At 48.4% G+C, this 24881-nt stretch carries 20 protein-coding genes and 1 pseudogene; 7 read left to right on the top strand and 14 right to left on the bottom strand.

All coding sequences use genetic code 11. From position 1 onward, the window contains the following. The first annotated feature begins 54 nt into the window (after nt 1–54). Nucleotides 55–5265 (top strand): inverse autotransporter beta domain-containing protein, encoded by a 5211-nt coding sequence (locus tag N7387_RS04835; RefSeq protein ID WP_279797313.1) that lies wholly within the window; start codon nt 55–57, stop codon nt 5263–5265. A gap of 456 nt (nt 5266–5721) precedes the next feature. Continuing rightward, a complete protein-coding gene (locus N7387_RS04830; RefSeq protein WP_279797311.1) occupies nt 5722–6780 on the top strand; it encodes a methyl-accepting chemotaxis protein in 1059 nt (352 codons plus the stop codon). 170 nt (nt 6781–6950) lie between these two features. On the opposite strand, the gene N7387_RS04825 is transcribed toward N7387_RS04830, so the two are convergent. The 11 genes from N7387_RS04825 to N7387_RS04775 form a co-directional block, all read right to left on the bottom strand. Then, the gene (locus N7387_RS04825) at nt 6951–8585 is read right to left on the bottom strand and encodes a methyl-accepting chemotaxis protein (protein ID WP_279797309.1); all 1635 of its coding nucleotides are present in this window, start codon (nt 8583–8585) and stop codon (nt 6951–6953) included. A 1197-nt stretch (nt 8586–9782) separates the two neighbouring features. Further along, a complete protein-coding gene (locus tag N7387_RS04820; protein ID WP_279797307.1) occupies nt 9783–12488 on the bottom strand; it encodes a TOPRIM and DUF927 domain-containing protein in 2706 nt (901 codons plus the stop codon). Further along, complete coding sequence (locus N7387_RS04815) at nt 12475–12831, bottom strand: hypothetical protein (RefSeq protein ID WP_279797305.1); 357 nt, start codon at nt 12829–12831, stop codon at nt 12475–12477. Before N7387_RS04815 ends, N7387_RS04820 begins: the two co-directional genes overlap by 14 nt. Beyond that, the gene (locus tag N7387_RS04810) at nt 12828–12998 is read right to left on the bottom strand and encodes a DUF4222 domain-containing protein (protein WP_279797303.1); all 171 of its coding nucleotides are present in this window, start codon (nt 12996–12998) and stop codon (nt 12828–12830) included. The genes N7387_RS04815 and N7387_RS04810 overlap by 4 nt, the downstream gene beginning before the upstream one ends. Continuing rightward, on the bottom strand, nt 12991–13176 hold the full coding sequence (locus tag N7387_RS04805; protein WP_279797301.1) for a hypothetical protein: 186 nt from the start codon (nt 13174–13176) through the stop codon (nt 12991–12993). Before N7387_RS04805 ends, N7387_RS04810 begins: the two co-directional genes overlap by 8 nt. After that, on the bottom strand, nt 13169–14281 hold the full coding sequence (locus tag N7387_RS04800; protein WP_279797299.1) for a host cell division inhibitor Icd-like protein: 1113 nt from the start codon (nt 14279–14281) through the stop codon (nt 13169–13171). The genes N7387_RS04805 and N7387_RS04800 overlap by 8 nt, the downstream gene beginning before the upstream one ends. After that, nucleotides 14278–15075: an antA/AntB antirepressor family protein gene (locus N7387_RS04795; protein WP_279797297.1), complete on the bottom strand. Its 798-nt coding sequence runs from the start codon at nt 15073–15075 to the stop codon at nt 14278–14280. Before N7387_RS04795 ends, N7387_RS04800 begins: the two co-directional genes overlap by 4 nt. A 90-nt stretch (nt 15076–15165) precedes the next feature. After that, on the bottom strand, nt 15166–15402 hold the full coding sequence (locus N7387_RS04790; RefSeq protein ID WP_279797295.1) for an AlpA family phage regulatory protein: 237 nt from the start codon (nt 15400–15402) through the stop codon (nt 15166–15168). Between the two features lie 111 nt (nt 15403–15513). Beyond that, nucleotides 15514–16533: a hypothetical protein gene (locus tag N7387_RS04785; RefSeq protein ID WP_279797293.1), complete on the bottom strand. Its 1020-nt coding sequence runs from the start codon at nt 16531–16533 to the stop codon at nt 15514–15516. A gap of 93 nt (nt 16534–16626) precedes the next feature. Beyond that, nucleotides 16627–17892, bottom strand: coding sequence for a site-specific integrase (locus N7387_RS04780; protein ID WP_279797291.1), 1266 nt, complete (start codon nt 17890–17892; stop codon nt 16627–16629). Between the two features lie 189 nt (nt 17893–18081). Continuing rightward, complete coding sequence (locus N7387_RS04775) at nt 18082–18945, bottom strand: YicC/YloC family endoribonuclease (RefSeq protein WP_015422373.1); 864 nt, start codon at nt 18943–18945, stop codon at nt 18082–18084. A 124-nt stretch (nt 18946–19069) separates the two neighbouring features. Here N7387_RS04775 and rph point away from each other — a divergent pair, with 124 nt between their 5' ends. Next, complete coding sequence (gene rph, locus N7387_RS04770; protein ID WP_072871569.1) at nt 19070–19798, top strand: ribonuclease PH; 729 nt, start codon at nt 19070–19072, stop codon at nt 19796–19798. An 80-nt stretch (nt 19799–19878) separates the two neighbouring features. Continuing rightward, nucleotides 19879–20526 (top strand): orotate phosphoribosyltransferase, encoded by a 648-nt coding sequence (pyrE, locus tag N7387_RS04765; RefSeq protein WP_262859832.1) that lies wholly within the window; start codon nt 19879–19881, stop codon nt 20524–20526. A gap of 72 nt (nt 20527–20598) precedes the next feature. Here the strand turns inward: pyrE and slmA are convergent, their stop codons facing one another. The 3 genes from slmA to coaBC form a co-directional block, all read right to left on the bottom strand. Beyond that, a complete protein-coding gene (slmA, locus tag N7387_RS04760; protein WP_025152337.1) occupies nt 20599–21192 on the bottom strand; it encodes a nucleoid occlusion factor SlmA in 594 nt (197 codons plus the stop codon). Between the two features lie 104 nt (nt 21193–21296). Continuing rightward, on the bottom strand, nt 21297–21755 hold the full coding sequence (dut, locus tag N7387_RS04755; RefSeq protein WP_025152338.1) for a dUTP diphosphatase: 459 nt from the start codon (nt 21753–21755) through the stop codon (nt 21297–21299). Then, nucleotides 21733–22947 carry a bifunctional phosphopantothenoylcysteine decarboxylase/phosphopantothenate--cysteine ligase CoaBC gene (gene coaBC / locus N7387_RS04750; protein WP_279797285.1) on the bottom strand — a complete coding sequence of 405 codons (1215 nt, stop codon included), beginning with the start codon at nt 22945–22947 and terminating at the stop codon, nt 21733–21735. The genes dut and coaBC overlap by 23 nt, the downstream gene beginning before the upstream one ends. 196 nt (nt 22948–23143) lie before the next feature. Between coaBC and radC the strand changes: the two are divergent. From radC to rpmG, 3 genes and pseudogenes are all read left to right on the top strand, one after another. Then, a pseudogene (gene radC, locus N7387_RS04745) lies at nt 23144–23817 on the top strand (DNA repair protein RadC). 247 nt (nt 23818–24064) lie between these two features. Beyond that, nucleotides 24065–24301, top strand: coding sequence for a 50S ribosomal protein L28 (gene rpmB / locus N7387_RS04740; RefSeq protein WP_015422374.1), 237 nt, complete (start codon nt 24065–24067; stop codon nt 24299–24301). An 11-nt stretch (nt 24302–24312) separates the two neighbouring features. Continuing rightward, on the top strand, nt 24313–24480 hold the full coding sequence (gene rpmG / locus N7387_RS04735) for a 50S ribosomal protein L33 (RefSeq protein WP_004236665.1): 168 nt from the start codon (nt 24313–24315) through the stop codon (nt 24478–24480). Nucleotides 24481–24881 lie beyond the last annotated feature (401 nt).

Genomic DNA, 24881 nt, shown 5'->3' with positions numbered 1-24881 from the left:
TTTACCTCCGCAGTACAGGCAGGAGAGCACCGTGACATCAGTATTCATGATGACATGAGCAGTACAATCGCCGGTATGAATACGCTTCTCAGCCACGGGAACCCTGTATCACCGGAACAACCGGAGGTAAAACAAACAGCTGCAGACGATACATCGCCTGCAATCTATTCCGGCGCACAGAACCACCCCTCAGCTGATACAATACAGGACGTTTCCCGTGATAATACTATTCATCAGGATAATCTGTTCAGTACACTGCCTTCTTTAGGTCTGGCCGATACAGCGGAAGAAAACGGTGTTCCGCCGGAAACACGGATGGCGCAGGGAATATCACAGGCGGGGCAACTGCTGTCTGCTGATAATGTAACAGACAGTACTGTCGGATATGCCCGCAGTATCGGTGAAAACCTGCTCAACCAGCAGGTGAACGACTGGCTGAACCAGGTGGGTCATGCCCGCATTCAGTTCGGCAGCAACAAAACCGGTGATGCGGATGTATTGGTCCCGTTAATCGATAACCCGGACAGCCTGTTATTCTCACAGGTCGGCCTTCGTGCCAACGATGAACGGACCACCACCAACCTCGGTCTGGGCTATCGTCAGTATGAAGACGGCTGGATGTGGGGTGTGAACAGCTTTTATGACTATGATATCACCGGCAGTAACTCGCGGGTCGGTGTCGGCGGTGAATTATGGGCCAACTACCTGAAGCTTGCGGCTAACGGCTACTTCAGGGTAACAGACTGGCATCAGTCATCACTGCATGAAATGCGCGATTACGACGAACGCCCGGCGAACGGGTTTGATATCCGTGCGGAGGGCTATCTGCCTGATTATCCGCAGTTAGGCGCATTTGCAAAATATGAACAGTACTTCGGTGACGGCATCAGCCTGGCCGGTACCACCGCTTCCGGTGAACTGAAAAGTAACCCGTCGGTTTCCACCCTCGGGCTCAGTTACACCCCGTTCCCGCTGATCACCTTTAAAGGTCAGACATCCCGCGGTGATTCCAATGACAGCCGGGTCGGTATGGAGCTTTCCTACCGTTTCGGCGTGCCGTTATCACAGCAGACGGATACCGGTAATGTTGACCTTATGCGTAACCTGGCGGGTAACCGTTACGATTTCGTCGACAGAAATTACAATATTGTGATGCAGTACCGGAAGCAGGAACTGCTGCGGATCGCCCTGCCGCCGTCACTGCGCGGTGAAGCGTCACAGACGCAGCCGGTGACGGTCAGTGTGCTGAAAGCTAAATACGGCCTGAAATCACTGCGCTGGTCCGCACCTGAATTGCTGGCAAACGGCGGTGAGATCAAACAAACCGGCCTGACCACGGCAGATATTACCCTGCCACCCTATATTTTTGCTGACCGCAGCGGGGAACCTCAGGGCTACCGTGTGACCGCTGTCGGAGAGGATAATGAGGGCAACCCGTCCAATACCGCAGAAATGTGGGTAAATGTGATCCCGTCTGCGGAAACCGTCACTCAGCTGACTGTCACGCCGAACCAGTCACTGGTGGCGAATAACAGCGACCAGTTTACTGCCGTTGCGCTGTTACAGAATGATAAAGGTGAAGTTCTGCCGGATAAAGCCGTCACCTTCAGTTTTTCCGGCCTGAAAAATCCGGAAGGTGTCACCATTTATGACGCGGACGGCAACAACGGTCAGACCCTGACCGTGAACTCTGGTCCTGACGGCACGGCAACCGTGAAAATCATCAGCAAATCCGCCGGTAAAGGATTGCTGAAAGCCGGGATGCGCAACGGTAACAGCCGCAGCGAAACGATCACTTATATTGCGGATATCAGTTCCGCAAAAATAAAAACCCTCGAGTTAATCAATAACAAAGCCGTGGCTGATGGTCAGTCAAAAAACATTGCTGTGGCAACAATCACTGATCAGTTTGATAATCCGGCAGAAGGTCTGACGCTGACAGCGGATGTCACAAACGGTGCGGTTATAGATGCCGCGCAGCTGATAACAGATGAGCTGGGTCAGGTCACTATCCCGTTCACCAGTACCACTGCGGGTCAGTCTGTATTAACAGTGAACAGCAATATCAATACCAGACAGGTAACATCGGAATTTATCGCTGACGTGCCGGCGGAAGGGCATTCCGGTATTACCGTGGATAACACAACCTACACCGCCGGTGAGGATATCCGGGTGACGGTCACACTGAAAGATGAACACGGGAATGCCGTCTCCGGTGAGGCTGCCTCCCTGGCGGACAGCGTCTCGGTACCGAACGCGGAACATTCAGCTGCCGGTCCGTGGACCGAGACCGGTAACAGCGGGGTGTATCAGGCAACCTACACCGCCGCCACCGCCGGTACCGGGCTGACCGCCGTCCTCAGACTCAGCACCTGGAATACCCCTGTCTCCTCCGGCACCTATGCCATTACTGCCGGGGATGCGGCGGAAGGACAGGCCCGTATTACCGTGGATAACACAACCTACACCGCCGGTGAGGATATCCGGGTGACGGTCACACTGAAAGATGAACACGGGAATGCCGTCTCCGGTGAGGCTGCCTCCCTGGCGGACAGCGTCTCGGTACCGAACGCGGAACATTCAGCTGCCGGTCCGTGGACCGAGACCGGTAACAGCGGGGTGTATCAGGCAACCTACACCGCCGCCACCGCCGGTACCGGGCTGACCGCCGTCCTCAGACTCAGCACCTGGAATACCCCTGTCTCCTCCGGCACCTATGCCATTACTGCCGGGGATGCGGCGGAAGGACAGGCCCGTATTACCGTGGATAACACAACCTACACCGCCGGTGAGGATATCCGGGTGACGGTCACACTGAAAGATGAACACGGGAATGCCGTCTCCGGTGAGGCTGCCTCCCTGGCGGACAGCGTCTCGGTACCGAACGCGGAACATTCAGCTGCCGGTCCGTGGACCGAGACCGGTAACAGCGGGGTGTATCAGGCAACCTACACCGCCGCCACCGCCGGTACCGGGCTGACCGCCGTCCTCAGACTCAGCACCTGGAATACCCCTGTCTCCTCCGGCACCTATGCCATTACTGCCGGGGATGCGGCGGAAGGACAGGCCCGTATTACCGTGGATAACACAACCTACACCGCCGGTGAGGATATCCGGGTGACGGTCACACTGAAAGATGAACACGGGAATGCCGTCTCCGGTGAGGCTGCCTCCCTGGCGGACAGCGTCTCGGTACCGAACGCGGAACATTCAGCTGCCGGTCCGTGGACCGAGACCGGTAACAGCGGGGTGTATCAGGCAACCTACACCGCCGCCACCGCCGGTACCGGGCTGACCGCCGTCCTCAGACTCAGCACCTGGAATACCCCTGTCTCCTCCGGCACCTATGCCATTACTGCCGGGGATGCGGCGGAAGGACAGGCCCGTATTACCGTGGATAACACAACCTACACCGCCGGTGAGGATATCCGGGTGACGGTCACACTGAAGGATGAACACGGAAATGCCGTCTCCGGTGAGGCTGCCTCCCTGGCGGACAGCGTCTCGGTACCGAACGCGGAACATTCAGCTGCCGGTCCGTGGACCGAGACCGGTAACAGCGGGGTGTATCAGGCAACCTACACCGCCGCCACCGCCGGTACCGGGCTGACCGCCGTCCTCAGACTCAGCACCTGGAATACCCCTGTCTCCTCCGGCACCTATGCCATTACTGCCGGATTATTATCGGGAGAAAAATCAGAATTCACTGCAGATAAAAATCTGCTTATCGGCTCTGACAGATATATGGATGGTGACACGGAAACACAACTGTATCTGACAGCCACAGATGATTACGGAAACACGATATCCGGGGCATCTGAGCGCATTACGTTTAAGGTTAAGAGCAGCCAAAGCACCAGTCTCAATATTAATACTGACGTCTTTATTGATAATGTCACGGAAAGTGCTCCGGGTATGTATACGGCCACAATGCGTTTTAATGAGGAGCATGCACCGGATATATACACGGTAATACCACAATACGATAATGCCGACGCCACGCCATTAAACACGCTTATCACACTGAAACCAAGTTACCCGGAATATATCTATAACGGACAGAATGATATTCCGAGTACACTGGCAGTAATACCGGATAGCTTCAAAGGTGACGGGTTAACAAAAGCCACGGTGTTACAAACATTAGTTGATAAGCATGGCAACAACGTGCCCGGCGTAACGAGAGGTATTGAACTCAGAGTCTCTTCGAATTTATCGGTTGATCCGGAAGGCGTTACCCTGACCCCGGTGACGGATAACGGGGACGGGACTTATACCGGATATCTGACCGGTACAATTCCGGGGCGTTATGCTGTCTACGGTGGCCTCCTCGATTCTTTTGAAGCCGGGTTTACAGTGACACCTGATGACCCAATAAAAACCCAATCAGCGATTAAAGTAGATAATAGCATCTATATGACGGGAGATGAGATAACAGTGACGGTTACTTTGAAAAATCAACAAGGTAAACCTTTAATTGGATATGCTGAATTGTTGACAGAAGAAACGGTAACAGTACGGGGGGCGATAGCAGGCACAGATACATCCTGGCAAGATGATAAAAATGGTACATATCACCGAACCTATCAAGCCACCACTCCGGGTGATAATTTAGCTGCATCATTATTATTTACAGGATGGTCATCAGCGATAGTTTCTTCTCGATATCAAATTAAAGCCGAAACATTTAAAGCGATTCGAGTTAATGGGGCTGATTTTGAACATTCAGCTACCAGGATGGACGCAGGTTTTATAAACGCCACTTTTGAACTCATTCCCAGAAAAGGGACTAGCCACGATTATCAATGGGAAGCCTCAGCAAACTGGTTAACCGTTAATAATGGTGTGGTTACTTTTCACGAACAGCCTGAAACCAGACAAATAGTGACAATCACAGCAACGCCTAAGTATAACACCAGGCCTCCTATCACATTTAAATTTGATTTATTTAAGTGGATGATCAATGAAGGCTCAAGGCATGACCAAACATTTCACCAAATAAACTACAAATGTAGAAACCAAATGAATGGACGTTTTGAAAATTCAACCCGAGGTGTTCGTTCCCCTGATGGTGAGATAGTTGAATTCTGGGGGCCATTACTGAATTACTCTAATACAGGTTTGGTGGATGGCGTTTATGGCTCAGCTCTGCCTAGCAGTGGGAAATTATATAACTCCTGGCATCCAAATGAAGGACGCCATTCATCATGGGATACCCCAGGTGATACCTTAGGTTATTTCATGTGTGTTTTAACTTTGAAATAACCAGAACAATTAAAATCATGCTGATGAATTGCGATATTAGAAACCAGAACAAAAATAGTTACTTTATTCTATTTTTAAATATGATAATCACTCGGAAATCTATCGTTTTCAATGCCGTATTTTAAAGTAAATCATGATGATTTCAATAAGCTATTCACATAATCGCCATGCAGACTTTAATTTGAATGATCATCGGCGCAATGTGAACTAAAAACAGGACAGCAGCAGATTTTTTTCTGCTGCTGCCCTGCCTGTCCGCCGCTGCCACAATTTTATCTGTTGCAACACAGTAATATTGTAATCACCAATTTTAATACAAGCGTATTCCTTAAGATAAAGACCACTCCGATATTTTATTTTTACATAACAATCCCTGCTCCTCATTGCTCATTTAAGATGGCATTGTAACGTTCAGATTAACTGATAACCGTAATTATGAAAAAAAGGCTTTATATAATGCATAAGAAACTTAAGCGGTGGTTTAAAAGTAAGCATAAAAAAATCCATCAACAAAAAACAACAGACCTGGCATCAAATAAAACAATCTCAGAAACATTAAAATTTAATATAGCTGAGAAAACATATGATAAATTGTTATGTCATCATTTTATTTCCGGTATCAGTGCAATAGAAATCATTCGTGATTCATTGCTGAATTCCAGCCAGCGCCTGATGAAGGAATTAGTCACTGTTGATGAACTTAATCAAAGAAACGAGCATATCAGGAAAGAGATGAATCAGTTGTCTGAATTAGTCTGTCTGATTGAGCAACATACTGGTGAAAACATACACTGCATTGACGATCTTATGTCTGTGCTCAGCGGTATAAATAATAATATTGATGAAATTAATAATCTGTCGCGGCAAACAAATTTCCTGGCAATAAATTCTGCCATTGAATCGGCTCATGCCGGTGGAATAGGTGCCGGATTTTCCGTTATTGCAAAAGAAATTAAACAATTATCGTCAGGGATTCAATTTCAGGCAAAGAACATTACTGCACTGACACTGAATATTAATCAGCATGCAAAAAGCATCAGTACCAGTGCGGAGAAAAATTATCAGTCGATTAATGATATTCGTGCCGCGACAGAACAGGCCTGCATGATGTTACAGCAAACTATTGAACTTTCTGCTCATATGCAGGAAATTATTTGTTTTATTGCTACCCAGCAGTTTCTTAATACTGTGAAATTAGATCATGTTATCTGGAAGATTAAAGTTTATGAGTTAATTTTTAACCGGGATGAAACCTCCGAAGTTAACAGTCACACCGATTGTCGTTTAGGGAAATGGTTTTATGGTGACGAAGGACGTAAATTTTCACACCTCAGCTGTTTTTCTGACCTCGAAATACCCCATGAAAACGTGCATAGTTCCGGTCAGGAAGCTCTGCAGGCATTCCGTTCAGGAGATGATGAACAAATGAACATTAGCTTAACAAATATGGAACAAGCCAGTACATCAGTGATTACACGGCTTGATGAACTGTTACTGCACATACAGCCGCATTAGTCCCTGTATAATGTTAATCGTTATCTGGTCCAGGTTTAGTGCGTTATTCTTAATATATACTGACAGACAACAGTGACTGAATGGCTACAGGCAGGCATGAAACAGGCCAGCAATATGTTTCATGTCCGCCTGAAAAAACAATATTTACCAACAGCTATTTAGGTTACCCATCAAAATGATACCGGTTCAGTATGCGGAAAGTCAGTCGCAACCCTCTTTCCCGGTACCGAATCCTGGTCTGTGCTATCCCCTGCAAACTCACGGGTTCTGCCGGTTAACACTCCCTGTATGTGAAAAACGGCGACAACATCAGCAAGCTTTCCTGCCTGCTCTTCAAGAGCTGCTGCAGCTGCCGCTGATTCCTGAACCAATGCCGCATTCTGCTGAGTAACCGTATCCATTTCAGATACCGCTAAACCGACCTGCTCAATACCCCGGCTTTGCTCCTCTGAAGAAATAGCTATTTCACCCATAATATCTGTTACTTTAGTGACTGCATTAACAATTTCATTCATTGTTTTTCCGGCGTTTTCAGCTTGTTTAAATCCGGAACTGACCCGTTCTGCCGAGTCCTCTATGAGGTTTTTAATCTCTTTTGCGGCCTGAGCACTTCGCTGAGCCAGATTACGGACTTCTGCCGCAACCACGGCAAATCCCCGCCCCTGTTCACCCGCCCGGGCAGCTTCAACTGCGGCATTAAGTGCAAGTATATTTGTCTGAAAAGCGATACCATCAATAACGCCGGTAATATCCGCTATTTTTCCCGAACTCTCGGCAATCTCATTCATCGTTTGCACAACACTGACGACCGCTTCACTGCCTCTTCCGGCAATCTCAGATGCATTCACCGATAACTGACTGGCCCGGTTAGCATTTTCAGCATTTAATCTTACTGTGGATGTAAGCTCTTCCATACTTGCTGCAGTCTCTTCCAGTGCTGCCGCCTGTTGCTCTGTCCGGGAGGACAGATCATTATTTCCTGATGCTATTTCACTTAAACCAGAATACATAGAATCAGCTCCGGTGCGAATTTCCCCAACTATCTCTGATAATTGATTCTGCATATTAAACAAAGCATCAGAAAGTAATTTAATTTCCTGATATCCATTTCTTTCAATTTCGCCACAAAGATTACCATCAGAAATCTCGCTTAAGTTAGCAATGATACCTTCAAGTGGCATAACCATTTTTTTCTTAAAAAATAATGACATCAGAGAAATCATTAGTAAAAATGATAAAACAAAAAATACAATTGAATAGAATACAGTGTTAATTAATCTTTCAGCTTCACTCTCAACATCAATTTCATAAGAATTAACAGAGTCAGTATATTTATTATAAGCCATATTAAATTTATTGATATTATCGCCAATATTACTACTCAGGTATTCATTTACCATTCCTTTTTTAAGAAGATTCACATTATAATCTACTGAATCATAATATATATGATATGTCTTCTCCATGTCAGCAACAATATCAGTCGCGAAGGGACTCTCCACCCCTTCTCCTTTTTCCCATTCTTTTTTTGATAAAAGCATACTACTATCGACTAATTTTAATATTTCACCACCTTTATTTACATCCCCGCTATAAAAATTAATCGCAGCCCTGGCTAAATCAATACGGGCCTGTTTAAGATGGCCAGCAGAAGACTGGACATAACTATCAGCTCTCCTGACCTGCGTTAAATCATTTTTATGTTCATTGAATATCTTAAGTGAATAGTAGAATCCAGCTGCCGATGAAGAAACAACAATAAACACTATTAAAAAAAAACCTATAATTACATTTGATATCTTCAAATTAACCACCCGTTAACAATATGTGTTATTAACTAATACCTACATATTAAATATCGGGATTTTTTTTATTTACCAAAGGTAAAAGATTAAAAAAATCAAATGTGAGTATAATAAACTTGGCTTCTGTCTGAATATATGTCTGCAAAATGATTAGGGTAACGTTCGTTTTAATTTCCCGGACAATTATTCCAAACGGATTAACGTGGTTTATAATATTTCAGATACATATTAAAATCAGTACAGCTGTGTAGTACCTGCCTGAATTTGTTGAATAATAATATCCATATCACTCACCTCATTATCCGTAATTCTGTCTGCATGTTACCACGCTGCTCCAACAAATCTGCTGTAACCAAGGCACCCTCTTAACACCAGACACTTTTTATGTCCGGACTCAGTCCTGACAGACATCCTGCGTTTTAACATCATCAGGTGATTTACATCAACACGATGACTCTCTCTGCTACCGGCAGATTTATATATTGCCTCCACATCAGTTCCCTTTCCTGCGGCAACATACTGAAGTTTAATCCAGCCATTTTCACCAGCGCTGTATAGTACAGTTACTTGACTGTGACTTGTTGTTAATAACACCTCCACATATGTCATTCAGGCCATTTCTGCTCTTCGCGGAAGCCTCTGCCCTGTTTTTCTTCTGCGGCTGCTGTGGGGCTTCCTGCTGCGTTTTACCCGGTGCGCTTTTTGGTATGCTGGTATCGGCCTGAATTGTTATCGTTTTGTTACTTTTCTTTAGGATGAGAATTTCTCTGCTCACTTTCGTTACTCCCGTTTTATTTTTTTATATAAATACGCGATCAGGTGTCGGTTCAGTCGGTTCAGTTGGTTCAATTTGTAAAAATGATTGTTTTTAAATGATTTATTTCAAAATACTGAACCAACATTGCCCCCGATTGAACCAACATACTCCGACACTGAACCAACATTCTTTCCGGTCACTGCCAGCCAGAGGGGAAGCGGCTGATTTTCAGTGTTGGTTCAAAATACCTGTTTGTTGGTTCAAAACAGCCCTTTGTTGGTTCAGTGTTGGTTCAGAAAACAGACTATTTTCCTTATAAATCAATATACCTTATTAAATGAACCAACTGAACCAACACTAAAACACGGTTTTTTACTTATCGCGTTTTTTATCTGAATACACTCCGGTGATACTTTTAGATGTCATTTATTAATATTAAATTAACTTTCATCCTCCGGGTCTGAGGTTTCCGGCATAAACCGCAGCACATAAACGTTAATCTGCCGCCCGTCTATTCTCGGGCTTTTCCGCTGATAGCCTCTGCCACTGGCCGGTGGTGTTAACATCCCCGCAGTTTTCAGCACGTCCGCAAATTGCTTATAGTTAAACCCCTGTGCAATTTCCTTTTCAAACGCCGCCGGGAAGGTGTAAAAGATAATCGGGTCATTGTCGTGATCCCCTTTCTTTCTGTACCCGGCCAGATCCCGGATTGGCATGTCCCGGCAGTCATACGGCAACGGTGCAAACCGGCTCAGTCCGTGCGCGTTGAGGAATGCCTCCGCCTGTCCGATTATCTGCTCAATTTCTTTGTTGCCGGTGCCGAACTCTGCCAGCCAGACATTGAATACCGCCTGAACCGCATCCCGGCAGTCCTGCTCGCGCCAGCCGGTGATCACCCGTCCGGTCAGTAACGCGGCCTCAACCGCCGCAAAACGGTCACTTGCCCGGTGAACCTGCTCCCCGTAATTATCCGGGATCAGTTTGCTCCACCGCTTTTGTGCGTCACGGTAAGCCGTTTTCGCGTCCTCTTTGTGGTCGGAAAGCCAGGCGATCCACCCGCGTCCCGCTGCGCCATAGTGAGAACGGCAGTTCACTTTGATAGTGTCGGCATGGTGCTTACCTGTTTCGCAGCCGTGAAGCTCCGTTGCCCGCTGAACCGGGATATTGAGTAACCGGACTAACTGCCCGGCATTAATCTTCACGCCGGAACTGAGCAGGAATGTTTCGATATCTTTTTCACCGGTACTGATTGCCACAGTCCGCCAGCTCTCCAGCGGACGGTTGCCGCCGTCTCTGGCTCCCTGAATCTTGCCCTTTCCGTTAAACAGCGTGTACGCCGATTTATAGACGTGTTTCGGATCTGCGCCTTGTCCGACTTCATCCAGATACAAAAGCCCGTCATTGTGCGCCACAGCCTCATTAGCGATACCGTAGGCGGTGCCGTACCACGTCAGCCGCTGTAAATCCGGATGCCCGTACAGACTGACCGCCATATCTGCCGTGGTGCTCTTACCGGCGGTGGACTGGGCATAAAGGTGAATACCGAAGCTGTCTGCCATCGTGACCCCGGTCATGGGTGCTGCCAGTGCCGCGCCGATGGCAAACATCATGTGGATATTGCCGTCCGCCAGCCTCGCCACCTCATTCCGCCAGCTCTCTGCTGTTCCTCTGACCTGATACGCGGTTGCGGCCGCACTCTGCCCGTTAAACAGCACAGGTTTATCCGGCTCACCGATAACGGAGCCGTCCGGCATGATGTACGCGCCTTTATGCCAGCCGGATTTATGGGTCACGCTCCACACATCCCGCCCCCGGCTGCGCATCAGCCAGTCCGCCAGTGTTGCCCGTAATGCCGGTTTGGTGGTGACAATCACGCCGCTGGTTTTCAGTGTCCGCCAGCCCTCTCGCTCACCGATATCAGCCATCGGGATCGCCTTTGTGGTGCCGCTGCCGCAGTCCATTATCAGGAATGACTCATTCACATCGTTAACACCCGCAGCCACCACCGTCAGTGGGTCACTGAGCCACTGCTCGTTATTGATGATTTCCCCGGTTTCTTTATCCAGCTTCGGGATCACCTGAAAGACACCGTTATCACGGGTTTCAATCCGGGGCTTCATCTGGTCGGCTGCGGCGGGTTTCTCTGCCGGTTCCGGTGCCTGTCCGCTGTCGCCGCTTTCCGGCTGATACATTCCCTGATTAAATGCCTGTGCTGCGGCATCCAGCCCCTCAGCCTGATACACATCGTTCCAGTCACCGCTGGTGGCAGGTATCGTCACCTGACCGTTAACCGCCCGCGCTGCCGCCTCTGCTTTCTCCCTGCCGGTGTTGACCGTGTTGTCCGCATCGTTATCTGCCGCAATGGTTATCTGTGCTGCAGGATATTTACCCCGCATCACCTCAGCGATGTGGATCAGGTTCCCGGCATCCATTGCCGCCACGGTCAGCGCATCAGGGCGGATTACGTGACACGTCAGGGCGGTTGCCAGCCCTTCCGCGATAATCACCTCAGAAACGTTCTCAGGCGCATTGACGGGATAGTAACTGCCTTTTTTCGTACAGTCCGTTAACAGGCGTTTCCCGCCGTCCGGTTTAATGGTCTGTGCGCCGGTGACGGTGCCGGTTGCATTCACCAGCGGGATCAGGATTGACCCGTCAGGCAGTAACGGCAGCATGAAACCGGTCAGCCCTTTACCGGTCAGATAAACGGATTCTCCCTGCTGAACCTGTGATAACAGGCCGCAGTATCGCTCTGTGAAGCGTTTTTGTTTCTCTGCTGTGTCACGCTGCTGCCGATCGGCTTTGTGGCTCTGCTGCTGCACACTGACCGGAGTCCGTTCTCTGGCGGGCTGATGGTCTGAACGGGTATCAATACCGATAATCACGGCAACTTCTTTCGCGGCTTCCGTAACTCCCACGCCCAGCACACGCTGAACGAGAGCTAACCCGTCACCTGCGCCGCACCGGTTACAGATAAACGTGCCGTTGCCGTCCTTATCATCAAAGCGGAACCGATCTTTTCCACCGCATCCAGGGCAGGCTGTATGTGTATTTACCGGCAGATCTGCCCCCACAGCAGACAGTATGCCCTGCCATTGCCCGTTAGCTTTCAGTTTCACTGCCCGGATTAAATCAATATTTGCCATTGTTCACCTCCGCAAACGGAAAACCGTCACGCTGGTAAATCAGAAATTGGGTGTTATCTGCATTGAGGCTCAGGGCTTCGGCGATACGGAGTAAATACATCAGGGATTCACTGATACGGCGGAGATCATCTTTTGCCTGGCTGTCACTGTAATTTTCACTGTCACACGCCCAAAACGCACACTCCCCCATTGCTTTCAGTCCTGCCATAATCCCGTCACTTGCGCTGACAGAAATCCCCTGAAGCCTTTGCAGCTCCTCCGTGCTTAACTGATTCAAATCAGTCCGGATTAAATAATCATGGATATCAGCGGGTTTGATTTCTTTTTTGTCAGTCATCATCATGCTCTCCCTGCGTAAGTGTATTCTTTGACAAACCGGCTCAGTGTCATGATGACCGGGCTGTCGAACCCGTCACGGATAAACGTCACCCTGTTAAACTGAACGGACAGGACTAATACCGTGTCACCGTTATTGTGGGTGTAATACTCATTCGGCTCTGGGTTACGCATGGCTTCTTACCTCAATCATCCGGGTGATACGGATATAGCGTTGACCGGACACTTCATATCCCGCAATCGCCTGCTGTTGTGCCTGCTTCTGGCTGGTGGCTGAAATAGTCTGGCTAAACCCGACTGTCAGGCCGCGCTTATTGACGGCATAGCCGGTAATCCGGAAAGTTTTAAGCATGATTCACCCCCTGACGGATACGGGCAGAAAAAAGGCACGGCGAATCAGGCAGCATAGAGCGGACTTCCTGTTCGCTGCGGGCTTCAACGGTGAAATATCTGGACTGCTGGCAGGAGAAGAAACGCCATTTAAATTTAGGGTGAGTTTGGGCAGGGATAGCCATCATAACGATGATCTCCGTTTGTATTAATGCGGAGTCACCACCAGAGGTCTCAATCTCTATAGGGGTGGTGACGCTGACAGGGTTGAGACTACTGGCACAAACGGAAACCAGCCAACCTTTCGGTTGCCCTGCCAACGCCACCATTGAATCAGGACGGCATAATACCGTATTTTGCAGGTGTGCATAGGCACGGACACAAAAAAAGACGCTGGGCGCGTCATGTGTCGCCGTTTGTATATTCAGGGTCTCAATCCTGACACCGGATTTTGCCAGTGCCGGATCACTATAACGAACATCCGGCGATAAAAACAAGTGATGATCATCAAAGTTCTTCACTTCCCCGGAAATATTCTGTTTACCCGCTTTTAACCATTGACTACCCTGTAATGGCTGATTTGCTCGATATTTAATATCGAACACGCAAAGGGTGGTGGAAACGCCGCCCTTTTTTATGGATTCGCAAAACTCAATCTCCCCACGATTTGGGATATCCGGATTCGGATAGCTCAAAGTCTCACCACTGAGACCGGCTGACACTTTAGCTAATAACTCAGCCCAAAACTTAACCGAGTGAATATCGTTCCAGTGGTTCAACCCATTCGCGCCATTAGCGAACAGGATCACCGGAACAGAGCCAATATCATTGGCCTTGTGTATATCCATCCCACCAACGGCGACTGGTGCTACATGAACCAACCCGATATCATCGGGGAGCCTCTGAACTGACCCAATACTATTGGGTATCCTTGAAACTTTCCCTCTTAAAGATGGTAAGTCCGTATAGAATTGAATTAAGACAGCCTGCACGCTGTCTTTTTTCTTTTGCGAGTAACTGGACAGATTTGTCCTGATTACTTTCTGAGCAGACCGCATATTCGGGGTCTGTAATGTTTTCAATGGGTTAGGATCTAACCCCGAATTCGTGGTTTGGGTGGCCATCATTGTTTCGCCTCCATGCGCTGAACCAGCCAGCGTTGAGCCAGTTCAGTGAGTTTTGTCTTGCGGGTCGCCGTCAGAGTATCCAGATCCAACAATGCACAATTACGGCTTTCCAGATAGGCCAGCAGAGCCAGTTGGTCGATACTCATGTGGTCACGTACCTGTTTTACGTGAATACCTTTCTGTTTTGCCCAAACTCGCGGGTGTATTCCCAACACAAGACTGTTGAGGTATGTGCATTCATTGCTGTAGGCGAAACCATGCTGATTGTCGCCTGTACGCTCAATATAGCTTTTCATAGCATTGGCCATGTTCTTATGATCTTCGCAGGCAGCGACCCGATTTTTGCGCCAGTTCTGTATAGCTGCCTCATGCTCTTCCGGTGCAATCCTGCGTAATCGTTCCTCACACTCAATGAAATATTGGCGGGCGAGCTTTCCCTGATCGTTACGCTCAACCATAGACAATTCTTTACCCATGTTGAGGCTGACAATGTAATCATGCTCAATCTGCTGCCTAAATTTTGCGCTCCCCCGTTTTGGGGAGCTCAAATTTTCCACAATGATATAATCGACATTCTCAACAAAACCATATTGTTTAATTCGTCCTTTAATCCAACTAGTATAATCACGCCCAACTTTCAGGAATGAGTGTAATTTACGGCTACTTACAGTCTGAATTTCTTTTCCGTCAATATTGTTATTAACAACAGGAATTAAATTATCAAAGGTATTAGCCAGTCCGTTTTCAGGGTGAGCGAATCCACCAGCGGTTAAGCTGTTATTTTTTGGTTTCATTCTGACTATTCCGTTAGTTAGCTGAGTGTTGACTTAAAAGTGATAACGGGAATGTAAGCGGGCATGACAATAATCCGGTTATTTTCATCATTAAACCCCCTCGCGCTGTGCTTTCTTAGCGCCCACCCACGAACGGATCTCCGCTGCGTCAAAGACAGACAAGCCTTTTTCAAGCTCGAAAGATTTCGGGATTTTGCCCGCCTTTTCCCAGCGGTAGAGTGTTGCGTCTGAAATACCTAAAAAGTCTGCGGTCTGGCGTTTGCGGGCATTACCGCTGGTAGGGTAAGGGGTACTGGTTTTAGCGCGTGGTTTACGTTGTTGCTTCATGCTATGCCTAGCTCCTTTGTGAGTTACTGGGCACAGTTAAGCGCAAATAACTGTATAAAAAAACAGGCATGAAGCATCAATCATATGGTTGATGCTATCAAGCACCAGTTATTATTTATCCATCTTTGCGCCCAAATTTTCCAGATAACTACTAATAATAGCCCTCAGTCGGGATTCATCTTTGATTGGTAATTCCCTATCGTCAAATAAATTGGCCGCATGATAATCAAGGCATCTGGCGACTTTTGCTATTATTATTCTTCCATCAGCAGCCCTATAATTTGAAGAATCATCATTTGGATTATGAGGGTGTAGAATTAATAGTTTTGTTATAGCCTGGTGTATTTTGAATCTGTTTTCTCTGGCTCTTATTTGGGTGTAATGTTCTTTATCTTCAAAGCTATTATTTTTATTTCTAAGGTTAGATATCGGCTTTCCTATATTTGAATAAATTTTATCTATTTGAGTTCTGGTTATATAAAAATCCCCACAGGTTAGAGTGGCTATTGTCTTGATTCGTTCCTTTACTAACATATTGTTTTTATATAAATATTCACTTAATGGTTGCACATGATAAACATCATCATTATCTGGGTTTGAAATGTAATCAACCTCCTTTAATAAAAAGCTAAATGGGTTTAATTCCACTTTATTATTCATTGATAATTTGTGGAAAATATTTCTATCTGATAATCCTACAAGCGCCCACAGGCCGGATAAAAAAACTATAGGGTGTCGCAACCCGGGCGTGTCATTGTATTCATAAAAATAATACTCTGCAATTTTACCATTATGAAAATCGATAGATGGGCAGTATTTCGGAGAAAATAAGCTTAATCCATTTTCTTTTGTTGCCGACCCAAGCCCTAAAAGTATTTTTATATCATTCTCACAAAAATCTTCCCAAGTAGATTGATCTCTATAGCTCATAGGGGAAGACAACCCAGCTTCGAATCCATCCATTTTTACACAAAGTTCGATAAATCCAATTTCTGCAAAATGAAGCAGATCTTCGATTTTGACGTTTAATAATTCAGCGGCTCGCGTCAGGGTGCAATATTCCATTTCTGGCAGACCATTGTCTGACCATACGCTACCCGTCTTTACAGTGGCTTTGTTTTTTTTGTTCATTACGTCACCTTTTACGCGCCTTGGGTATTACCGTATCAGGCGGGTAAGGCTTCCCCGCTTTTCACCCCGTCGGGCTAGATACGGCTTATCCGGTCATTTTGCTTTACGTGTCCCCATCGGGATCACGTTGTAATCTTCGCCTTTCTCCAGCGATACCAGCAGGGCGCACCACTGCGTTAATGCTGCCCGTCGTTCTTCAAAGTAATCATGCCGGTTATAAATACCTTCTACGCCCTTTATCCGGTGATTCAGGCAACGTTCAGCAACAAAAGGGTCAACACCCAGCGCGGCAAGGTGTGTGCGTGCTGTGCGCCGGAAGTCGTGAATAGTGAAATTAGGCATATCAGCGGGCAGGGCGTGGCGTACTTTGGATAAGGCAACGGGCAGGGTGGATTCCTGAATATGAGGAATCATCCGGCTTTGCATCTTCCGCGCTGGCAGAACGTACTGACTGCCGCAGGACATAGATTTCAGTTCTGTAAACCAGTCAATGACTGTAGGGCACAGCGGAATATCTACGGCATCCCCGTTTTTACTGCGTTCAGCAGGGAAATGCCAGACCGCATTATCAAAATCGAACTCCTCCCAGCGGGCGGCACATAACTCCATTTTCCGCAGACATAATGCCAGCAGTATTTTAAAGCTGATTTCATTTTGTCGGCTGATACTTGATGTGCGGAATGCCCTGAGTACCAGTATCAATTCTTCTCTGGTCAGCCATCTGTCCCGTGATACTTCTTTACCGCCAGCGTCAGCCACTTCAAAGGCGGAGCAGGGGTTAATCTCTATCATCTGCCGCTTAATGGCGTAATCGAACATGCGGCGCACCCAGCGCAGAACGTCAGTTGCGATAGTAGGCGCACCACGGTCAACGATCCCCTTCAGCATGTCGTCAATATGACGGGGCTTTACATCCTCCAGCTTCATATCACCAATGCGGGGGTTGATGTCTTTATCAATGCGGCGGCGGAGTATGTCCGGATGCTTCCAGCGCGGGAGTATCTGACGTTCAAAGTATTCAGCAGCCAGATCACAAACTCGGATAGCATTTTTCTCGGCCTCGATTTTCGCCAATGCTTCGGCCTTTCGTTCTTGCTTTTCACTGGCAACATCATAGCCCAGCGATACGCGGGCAGATAACTCCTTGGTCAGTTCCCGGGCTTTAGCGAGTGAGAGAGCGGAGTATGATCCAAGATTCATTGTCCGAGACTTCCCGGCGAGTTTATACCTGAACCGCCATGAAGGAATGCGGTCATTTTGTCTGAAACGTAAATACAGCCCGTTACCGTCCGATTTACCCTCGAACCGCTCGCCTGACTTTATCCACGCCCGGATCTCTTTATCTGTGAGTTTAGGCATTGTGCAATTTCCAATGTAAAAACAGGGGGTGTACCCAAAATGGATTTTTATAATGTCTAGGGGTACACCTTTGGGTACACGCCAATCATGCGCTATTGTGATTCACTCTGCAATGCTCTGATAGTAAAAAAGCCAGCTAATACAGGGTATCGGCTGGCTTGTTGAGGTGCTCTGATTTACTGTGAAGTGTTACTCAATGTTTTGAATCTGCTCACGCATCTGCTCAATCAGTACTTTCAGTTCAATCGCGGAACTGGTGATATCGGCATTGATGGATTTTGAGGCGAGGGTGTTCGATTCGCGGTTGAACTCCTGCATCATAAAGTCCAGACGGCGACCAACGGCTTCTTTTTTCTTCAGGATATTATGGGTTTCTTTCACATGGGCATCGAGGCGATCTAACTCTTCCGCCACGTCAATACGCTGTGCCAGCAGGATCAGTTCCTGTTCCAGACGGTTCGGATCGACCTGAATCTGTGCATCATCCAGTTTGCTCTGCAGGCGCTCACGCTGCCATAACAGGATATCCGGCATCTGCGCCCGGACTTTGCGGACTTCTTCGGTCACACCGTCGAGGCGCTGTTCGATTAAGGTCTTCAGTGCCGCGCCTTCACGTTCACGGGCATCGATAAAGGCGGTGATGGTATCATCGAGAGCAGCCAGCAGTTCTTCACTGATGGTGTCCAGATCCTGTTCCTGTGCGGACATCACACCCGGCCAGCGCAGAATTTCCAGCGGATTGATTTCCCCTTCGTGACTGTAGTTTTTAACCCAGTTTGCGGCAGCAACCAGCTGTTTTGCCAGGTCTTCATTCATATTCAGCCCGCTTTGCGCGTTGCTGCTCAGGTCAAAGCGGAGGTTACACTCAACTTTTCCCCGGGTCAGACGCTGGCGCAGACGCTCACGGATCACCGGCTCCAGGCTGCGGAGTTGTTCCGGCAGACGGATGTAGGTTTCAAGGTAGCGCTGGTTAACAGAGCGGAGTTCCCATGCGGCAGTGCCCCACGGGCGTTTGACTTCCTGACGGGCAAACGCGGTCATACTACGGATCATGATATCTGTCCTGTGATGGATTTATTGCTCTGATTATAGCGCTGTTATGGTGTTAAGGCATAGGCATTCACCGGTTTAAGCCGTATAATGCGCCCCCAACAGTTAACTGAACCGGAGAATCACTATGAGTCAGTCATCACGTCCCGCTGGCCGGGGAACAGACCAGGTGCGTCCTATTACTATCACCCGTCATTATACCAAACATGCCGAAGGCTCTGTGCTGGTCGAGTTCGGTGACACTAAAGTGTTATGTAATGCCTCCGTTGAAGAAGGTGTGCCGCGTTTCCTGAAAGGTCAGGGACAGGGCTGGATCACAGCCGAATACGGCATGCTGCCGCGCGCAACCAATTCCCGTAATGCCCGCGAAGCCGCCCGTGGCAAACAGACCGGCCGCACAATGGAAATCCAGCGCCTGATCGCGCGTTCGCTGCGCGCAGCGGTTGATCTGACCAAACTGGGCGAGTTCACCATCACCCTCGATTGTGATGTTATCCAGGCTGACGGCGGCACCCGTACTGCTGCTATCAGTGGTGCCTGTGTGGCCCTGGCTGATGCGCTGAATCAGATGGTCGCAAAAGGCCAGCTGAAAGCCAGTCCGCTGAAATCCATGGTTGCCGCCGTTTCTGTCGGTATTGTGGACGGCGAGCCGCGTTGTGATCTGGAATATGTTGAGGATTCTGCGGCAGAAACCGATATGAATGTGGTTATGATTGATGACGGGCGGATGATTGAAGTCCAGGGCACGGCAGAAGGTGCGCCGTTCAGTCATGATGAATTGTTATCACTGCTGGCCCTCGCAAGGGGCGGGCTGGAAACCATTTTCACCGCCCAGAAGGCGGCATTAGAAAATTAATCAGAAGGCGACGTGATAGTCGCCTTTTTTATGCCTGTGATTCAGGCACGTTATCCGTCAATCAGAATCAGGAGATCCCGATGAAAGCTTATCAGCGCGAATTTATTGAACTTGCGATGAAAAAACAGGTACTGAAATTTGGTGAGTTTACGCTGAAGTCCGGCCGGAAAAGCCCGTATTTCTTCAATGCCGGGTTATTCAATACCGGGCGGGATTTGGCACTGCTCGGACGCTTTTATGCGGCAGCATTATGCGACAGCGGCGTGCAGTACGATGTCCTGTTCGGGCCTGCCTACAAGGGCATTCCGATTGCAACGACAACAGCCGTTGCACTGGCTGAGCATCATGATCTTGATATGCCGTACTGCTTTAACCGCAAGGAAGCCAAAGATCACGGGGAAGGCGGAACACTGGTCGGCAGTCCGCTGAACGGACGGATTATGGTGGTGGATGATGTCATCACGGCCGGAACAGCTATCCGTGAGTCAATGGAAATCATCAGACAAAACAATGCCACACTTGCCGGTGTGATGCTGAGTCTTGATCGTCAGGAAAAAGGCAAAGGTGAGTTATCCGCCGTCCAGGAAGTGGAGCGGGACTATGGTTGTCAGGTATTTTCCATTATCACACTGAATGATTTAATCAGTTATCTGGCGGAAGATCCGCAGATGGATACCCATTTGCAGGCTGTGCGGGCTTACCGTGAGCAGTACGGGATTGAAATCTGAGCCGGACAACAGGCAAAAAAAAGCCCTCGCCCAATAAAACGGGCGGGGTGAGTAGTTTAACTAAAAATGGTATTACTGAAGTTGTGCAAGGAGCAACGGCCAGCGGGTTTCAAATTCCTGTGTTGGCCGGTACTTAAATTCTGAGCGTACAAAACGGGACAGCATGCCTTCGCAAAAGGCGAGTAACTGAGATGCTAACAGGCTTTCGTCATAAGTAAAACCGCTGCCGTCACGGATCCGCTTTTCTTTTAAGACCTGACGCAACTGAGCTTCGATCCGTTCATACAACTGATTAATTCTGCTCTGTAATTTATCCTGCTCAAACATCAGTGCGTGACCGGTCATGATACGGGTCAGGCCGGGGTTCTTTTCAGAGAATCCCAGAATCAGCATCAGAATCAGTTTGATTCGCGAGATTGTCTCTTTTTCATCCTGAAGAATGAGGTTTATCCGCGAAATCAGTGAGTCCTCAATAAATACGATCAGGCTGTCGAACATTTTTGTTTTGCCGGAAAAATGACGATAGAGCGCTGCTTCTGAAACACCCACACTGGCGGCAAGTTTGGCGGTTGTTATACGCTGGCTGCCGTCGCTGGACTCAAGCATCTGCGCAAGCGCCTGCAGGATCTCCTCGCGCCTGTTCTTCTTTTTTGTACTTTCTGCCATGTCAGATAAAACCCCTGCGTTAACGCAAAAACACATCTGCCGACTGACAGCGGTACACCCGTACTGCTGTCAGAAAAGTGGCGGAGATAACGGCGTTATTAGTATTATTGACGGCCTGAATGGCCAAATCCGCCGGCTCCGCGTTCACTTTCGGTAAATTCTTCAACAATATTGAATTCAGCCTGAACAACAGGAACGATAATCATCTGTGCGATACGCTCGCCCGGCTCAATTGTGAAGGTGGTATCACCACGGTTCCAGACGGATACCATCAGCTGGCCCTGATAATCAGAGTCAATTAAGCCCACCAGGTTGCCGAGAACCACACCATGTTTGTGACCGAGCCCGGAGCGCGGCAGCACCATTGCCGCCAGGGTCGGGTCGGCAATATGGACAGCAAGGCCGGTCGGCAGTAACAGTGTCTGGCCCGGCTTCAGCTCAGTGGCTTCATCCAGGCAGGCACGTAAGTCCAGACCCGCAGAGCCCGGCGTGGCGTAGGCCGGTAACGGAAATTCCCCGCCGATGCGCGGATCAAGAATCTTAATGTCGATTTTTTTGGTCATAGTGTTTCAGTATTTCGTCCAGTAAATGGTGGCTGAGCTCTGATTTGCTCATGTTCGGTAAGCTGATATCGCCGGTATGCCAGTACAGATGCAGGGCGTTGTTATCACTGTTAAACCCTTGGTTTTCAACAGAAACATCATTGGCGCAAATCATATCGAGCTGTTTTTTCACCAACTTACCGCGCGCGTATTCTTCCACATTTTGGGTTTCCGCTGCAAATCCAATCACAAATGGCCGGTTTTTTTCCAGTGCACCGACACCGGCGATCACATCCGGGTTTTTCACCATCGTGAAGGTGATTTCGTCGCCCTGTTTTTTAATCTTCTCGGGCGCAACCGCTTTGGCGCGGTAATCGGCAACGGCGGCACAGCCGATAAAAATATCCTGCTGCGGGGCTGTTTTTTGTGCAGCATCATTCATATCACAGGCACTGCTGACATCAATACGTTTAACACCCGGTGGTGTCGGTAGTGTGACAGGCCCGGCAATCAGTGTGACATCCGCGCCGCGTGCTGCGGCAGCTGCGGCAATGGCAAAACCCATTTTACCGGAGCTGTGATTGCTGATAAAACGCACCGGGTCGAGTGCTTCGCGTGTCGGCCCGGCGGTAATGGCGAGACGGATGCCGGACATATCCTGTTTTTTACGGAAGTGCTGTTCTGCCCGTGAGACTATCTCTGACGGATCCAGCATGCGTCCCGGACCAATATCACCACAGGCCTGGCTGCCGCTGTCCGGCCCCCAGACGGCAAAACCGAGTTGTTCCAGGTGTGCGAGATTCTCCTGTGTGGTCTGCGCACGGTACATCTGCTGGTTCATGGCCGGTAAAACGGCGATGGTGGCATCAGAGGCCAGGCAGATAGTGGTGACCAGGTCATTTGCCATACCGGCGCTCAGGCGGGCAATCAGATCAGCGGTGGCGGGCGCGAGAATAATGAGATCCGCCCATTTTCCCAGCTCAATATGGCCCATTGCCGCTTCCGCAGCAGGGTCAAGCACACTTTCAGCCACCGGGAAGCCGGAAACGGCCTGGAGTGTGAGCGGGGTGATAAATGCGGTCGCAGCGGGTGTCATGGCGACACGGACAATGGCACCCCGGTCACGCAGACGGCGGACAATCTCAGGGGCTTTATAGGCTGCGATACCACCACTGATACCCAGAACTATCTGTTTTCCTGTCAGTTCGGACATTGTGTTTGATCCAGTTATTTTTCGGAGATACGCGATTTTACCACAACACCGCCGTATAGGTAGGGTGCTGTGTATTTATCCAGCTAAATAATGTTTTTTCTTCGGCGCATCTCGCAAAAATAGCCTGTTTTATACGGAAAAACCGCCGGAGCTGACATACTTTTTCCGGTGAAACAGGGAAACCGGCGGGGGAAAAATGGATAACATAACCGGAAATACGGCGCTGATGCCGAGAGAGAAACTGATCGCTTACGGGACATCCGTTCTGAGTGATTCAGAATTACTGGCTATTTTTTTGCGTACCGGCACCCGTGAGCGGCCGGTGCGGCAGTTTGCGGAGTATCTGCTGGAGGTCTTCGGGTCACTGCACCGGCTGCTGACCGCCGGGTATGAGGAATTCAAATCCCTGAACGGGATCGGGGACAGTAAGTTTTGCCAGATGCAGGCGATTGTCGAATTATCCCGGCGCTATTTCAGCAGTCAGTTTCAGGAAACACAATTTCTCAGCAGTGCCTGTACCGTAAAGGCCTATCTTAACCAGCGGATGGCCTGGCAGGAGCGGGAAGTCTTTGCTGTGCTTTTTCTTAATAACCAGAACCAGCTTATCCGTTATGAAGAGCTGTTTTCAGGGACAGTAAACTGTGTGGAAGTGCATCCCAGAGAGATTTTGCGCCTGGCGCTCAAAGTGAATGCAGTTTCTGTGATTCTGGCGCATAATCACCCCTCCGGTAACGAAAACCCCAGCCGGGCTGACCGCCTGCTGACAAAAAAATTGTTCAGGCATGTGAGCTGGTAGGGATAAACGTGTTGGATCACCTGATTGTCGGGAAATTCAATATGTTTTCGTTCGCAGAACACGAGATGATCTGAGCAGTTTTTTTCGCAGAAACACGCGATCTTTACTGTTCGGGTCTTGAGCGTTTGCGCCGGAAAGCGTATACTACGCCACCTTTGAGGATCTTGGGTTTGGCGAGAAGAGCCTATCTCAGCATATTTTTGCTGGTTGACAGAGCAATTTCCCGGCGAGTCAAAAGTAAGCTGAGATGGGCTCCTAAGCCTGACGAGGCAGCCTCACCCAATACAAAGCTCGAGCTGATTAGATTTTTGGAGAATAGACATGTCCCGAGTCTGCCAAGTTACTGGCAAGCGTCCGATGAGCGGTAACAACCGTTCTCACGCATTAAATGCGACCAAACGTCGTTTTCTGCCGAACCTGCACTCTCACCGTTTCTGGGTTGAGTCTGAAAAACGTTTCGTGACTCTGCGTGTATCTGCTAAAGGTATGCGTATCATTGATAAAAAGGGTATCGAAGCTGTTTTAGCTGATTTACGTACCCGCGGTGAGAAGTACTAAGGAGCTGAAAAATGGCTAAAGGTATTCGCGAAAAGATCAAACTGGTTTCTTCTGAAGGTACAGGTCACTTCTATACCACTACGAAGAACAAACGTACTATGCCTGAAAAACTGGAAATGAAAAAATTCGATCCGGTTGTTCGCAAGCATGTAATGTACAAAGAAGCAAAAATTAAGTAATTTCTGCTTTCTGATTGAAAAAACCCGGCTCCGGCCGGGTTTTTTATTGCCTGTTTACCGGAGAAAGGTAAACGGCAGAGGGCAATATGGTCATCTGTTTTCACTTTCTGGGTTATCTGGTATAATATATCGTAATTTTATGAATTGTTGGTGCTTTCATATAAAATGATATCATTCATAACGTTAATTAGCGATAAAATGGCAGATAAATCGGGTACTTATCTTAAATACTGATTGTAAGAGTATTAAAATATTCAGATTGTTGTATCATTTACAGGTACTATTATCTCGTCAGAACATACAACTATAACGGCTGATTTATTTATTATTTTTATATAGTTTTTATATGATTACTGAGTTGGCGTGTCAGTGACAGCCGGAATCAGAGTCAGTTTACTTCA

It is taken from the genome of Morganella sp. GD04133, from assembly GCF_029835375.1.
GTDB classification, from domain to species: Bacteria; Pseudomonadota; Gammaproteobacteria; order Enterobacterales; family Enterobacteriaceae; genus Morganella; species Morganella morganii_B.
Note: the sequence above shows the minus strand (reverse complement) of the source record. Positions and strands in the feature narration are given on the sequence as shown.